The organism is Stieleria sp., from assembly GCF_041595215.1.
In the GTDB taxonomy this organism is placed as follows: Bacteria; Planctomycetota; Planctomycetia; order Pirellulales; family Pirellulaceae; genus Stieleria; species Stieleria magnilauensis.
Map to the genome: position 1 here is coordinate 1 of NZ_JBFHKV010000939.1, position 3,441 is coordinate 3,441.

At 58.8% G+C, this 3,441-nt stretch carries 1 protein-coding gene; it reads right to left on the reverse strand.

The features are described 5' to 3' along the window. A partial coding sequence (locus ABX749_RS26560) for a hypothetical protein (RefSeq protein WP_372898659.1) occupies positions 1–3,441 on the reverse strand: 3,441 nt, incomplete at both ends.

Below are 3,441 nucleotides of genomic sequence, written 5' to 3' on the forward strand. Positions count from 1 at the left end.
CCTGCGTGATCCCGGAATCGATTAAGATGCCGTCCAGCCCGCTCGCATCGGAATCGTAGAACAGCGAGACCGCGGCGTCGTTGTCGCTGTCGGAAGCGTTGTAGGAAATCGAAACGGGTTGTCCGAACCCGCCGCCGGCAAGCTGCGTGATTTCCCCGCTGGGAGCGTTGTTGTCGGAAACGACAAAGAACTCAATCTGGCCGGTTCCGATGTCCGAGTCGACCGTCAGATTCCAAACGCCCGCACCGGGTTGTGAAACGACGACGACGCGCCGGGTCATGTCGGACAACGGTTCGACGATCGCCATGTCCGGGGCGGCGATGATGTCAGCTTCGGTCAGGGTTTGACCCGACGGAGTGGTGAGCACGATTTCGGTTGCGGTCTCATGTTCCCACTGGGCGGAAAACATGGCCCATTGCTTTCCCGGTTCGAGTTCGACTTGGTGCGAAAGTGTTGTCGCTTGCGCCAGCAGTTCGCCTTCGCCGCCAGCGATCAGGGCGTCGATTTCTTCGGCGCCGACCAGGCCGAAATCACCATCAAGCCAAACACGGAATCCCAGTCCCGTGTCACCGATCAGCGGCAGGGGAAAACTGGCGTAGGCGCCGGTGGAATCATTGGAGAAATCGCCGTCATCGTTGAACTGTAAAAAGAACTGACCCGCCAGGGCTTGGGTGCCGCCGATCAACGGGAACGATTCGGGAACCGTAAAAGTCGCACTGGCCGATGCGCTGATATTCAAGCCGCTGTTGGCATCGACGTTTGCTTTGAAACTCGCATCGTCCGACAGGATGGTTCCGTTCAGGACATCGAACCCGCCGCTGGCTTCCAAGATCCCGTCGACCCAATTCCAGGTCGTCGTTCCGTCAACGATTGCCAGGTCGTTGAGGATCGACAGGTCCGCCCCGACCGTCAATTGTTGGCTGTTGAAGGATGCGGCGCCGTTGAACCCGAGCAACTTGGCTTCCACCGGACCGCCGGCCCAAGACGGCAAATTGACGCTGACCTCGGGGCCGAGCGTCATGCCGATCGACCCGCCAAAGGTGACCGGTGCGGGGTCGCTGGTCGCGATATGATTGACGCTGCCGGAAACACGCTGCAACACGGCTGCTGGCAAGACCGGCACCGGAATCCCCAATCCGTCGACGCCGATTTCGATCGAATTCCACTCGCTGTTAAGAAAGCCGAGGTCGACTGCCAAGACAATCCCCCACGGTCTGATCGCCAGTTGTGCGCCGGCGGTGAGCGTCTTTTCAATCGTATTGATGCCGATGTTGGCTCCCTTGACTTCAATGAATCGCGGCACAACGGGAATGTCTTCGGCCGTCACCGTGCCGACGAGATCGATCATGCCATTGGCCAGTTGAATGCGATTGTCGTCGGTGAAGTTGGCCGTGACGTTAAAGAAATCGGGTAAACGCACCTCGCCCTGCAACCACACACTGGGATCCGGCGCGAGCTGACAGCTGGCCATCATGCCGGTGGCTTCGACGTCCAATAACCCGAGCACACTGAACTCGATGTCCGAAAGCGTGAACGGCTCTTGTTCCGGATCGCACGGTGTTGGCCCGAGCGCCGCCAACACGGGTGTTTGGAAGTCGTGCCAGACCTGACCGATCACCTGTCGCTGGGCTTCGGTCGTGCTGCGAAACAGTAACGAGGCGGGCAGGTGTCGGTACGGTCGCAGCGTATCGCTGGCGTTTGCAACCGCATACATCACCGACAACCACGTCAGGTAGTCGACGTCATCGTGGAAGAACAGCGGACTGTTGAGCCAATCGGTGTTGTCAAAGAAATCAAGCGTCGTGTCCTGCGGCCGATCTCGAGTTTCCGTCCGCGTCTCACCGATGAACGTGAACGGCGCGACGATCGGATGGGTGTGGTTGGTCTTCAGATTGAGTGTTGAGAAGGTGGCTCGGACCCAGTTGCCCGAAAGGAATGCGTCGCCGGCCATGCTGACCGGATCACCGTTGGTGACAAAATGAAGCACTTGCTCGGCCAGTTCGGCGTTGAACATGGCGGCATAGTCCGCATTGATGCCGGGCGCGTTGAACGTGTTGATTCGAGCGAGCGCGCCGCCGTCACCGGTGTAACGCGCCGCCATCAGTTGTGTCAGCGCGCCGCCCAAGCTGTGTCCGACAATCGAGGGCGTGCCGTGGGAGCTGTTGATCGCAGTCAGCCAGGCTGAGACGTCATCGTAGTTCGCCAGAAACTGCGCCGTTCCGACGCCATCGGGATGGAAATCGTCGAACCAATCGGTCAAGAAATCGGCGGAGCCACGGATTGCCAGCACGGGATCGACCGAACTGCTAACCAGACCGACGGCTTCGAACCCGGTCACCGGGTCCTGAAAGAATTGGTTGACGGTGAATTCGACGGTGGAGACTTGCCCGTAACCAAGATCCGAGAAGGGGATGGTTTGTCCGATCGTCCAGTCGTGGTAGGCGATGTCCTTGGCCAGGATTTCCATGACGCCGGGGATCAGAGAATGTTCCAACGGATGACGATAGATTTCGCGCCCCAAGATCCCGTCGTCACCGATCAGAAACAAATTCGAACCGGCGATCGTCAAATCGGACGGTTGCGGATTGAGGTCATAGTGCAATGACGCCCGTTGGAGATTCCCGTCGAGGTCCAGTCGCCAGAGGGCGCGACCATTTTCGTCGGTCGCCTGGAAATACAGGTCAGTGCCGATCACCGTCAGCTCGTCGGGATCGGAGGAACGACCTTCCTGGCCGATCACGATCGGGTCGTCTTGATAAAGATCGAGCAGCAATTGTGTGCCGGCCGCCGTGCCGTCACTGATGAACAGCTCGCAGCCGTGTTCCAGATCGTTTGCTCGGAACACAATCTGATCGTTGAATTCGATGATGCCGCCGCCAAGAAAGTCTCCGAAGCAGCGCGACCCGTCTGTGCCGGTTTCCAGGTCAACGACGGGCTTTGTTCCGCCGGCAGTCCCGTCGCTGATCCAAAGTTCGTTTCCAATGTTCGTGGCGACCACGCCGTTGAAGTTGTCATCACGTCGAAAGGCCACGCCGTCTCCGTAAGGCGACAACGAAAAAATCAGCGAGCTGTCGGTGCCGGGGTCTAAGTCGGCGACCAAACGGGGATCGTCGGAGCCGCTATCGATCACCCACAACTCCGATCCGTGGTCCGGATCCTCGGCGATGAAAAACAGTTTCTCGCCGGAAACGACCAGATCTTCCGGATACGAAGAAAACGGAAACTCGTTGCCCGGGTAAAGATCCGCGCGCAGCATCGTGCCCTCGGGCGTTCCGTCGCTGGACCAAAGCTCTCGGCCCGTTTCGGGGCTATAGGCGCTAAAATAAAGTTGATTGTCGTAGCGGACGAAATCCAGCGGTTGGGATGAGAGAGCAAAGGGCGGATTGCTGGTCGTCTGCAACGTCGGATCGATGTCTTTCAACAACGTCGCTTGACCCGTCG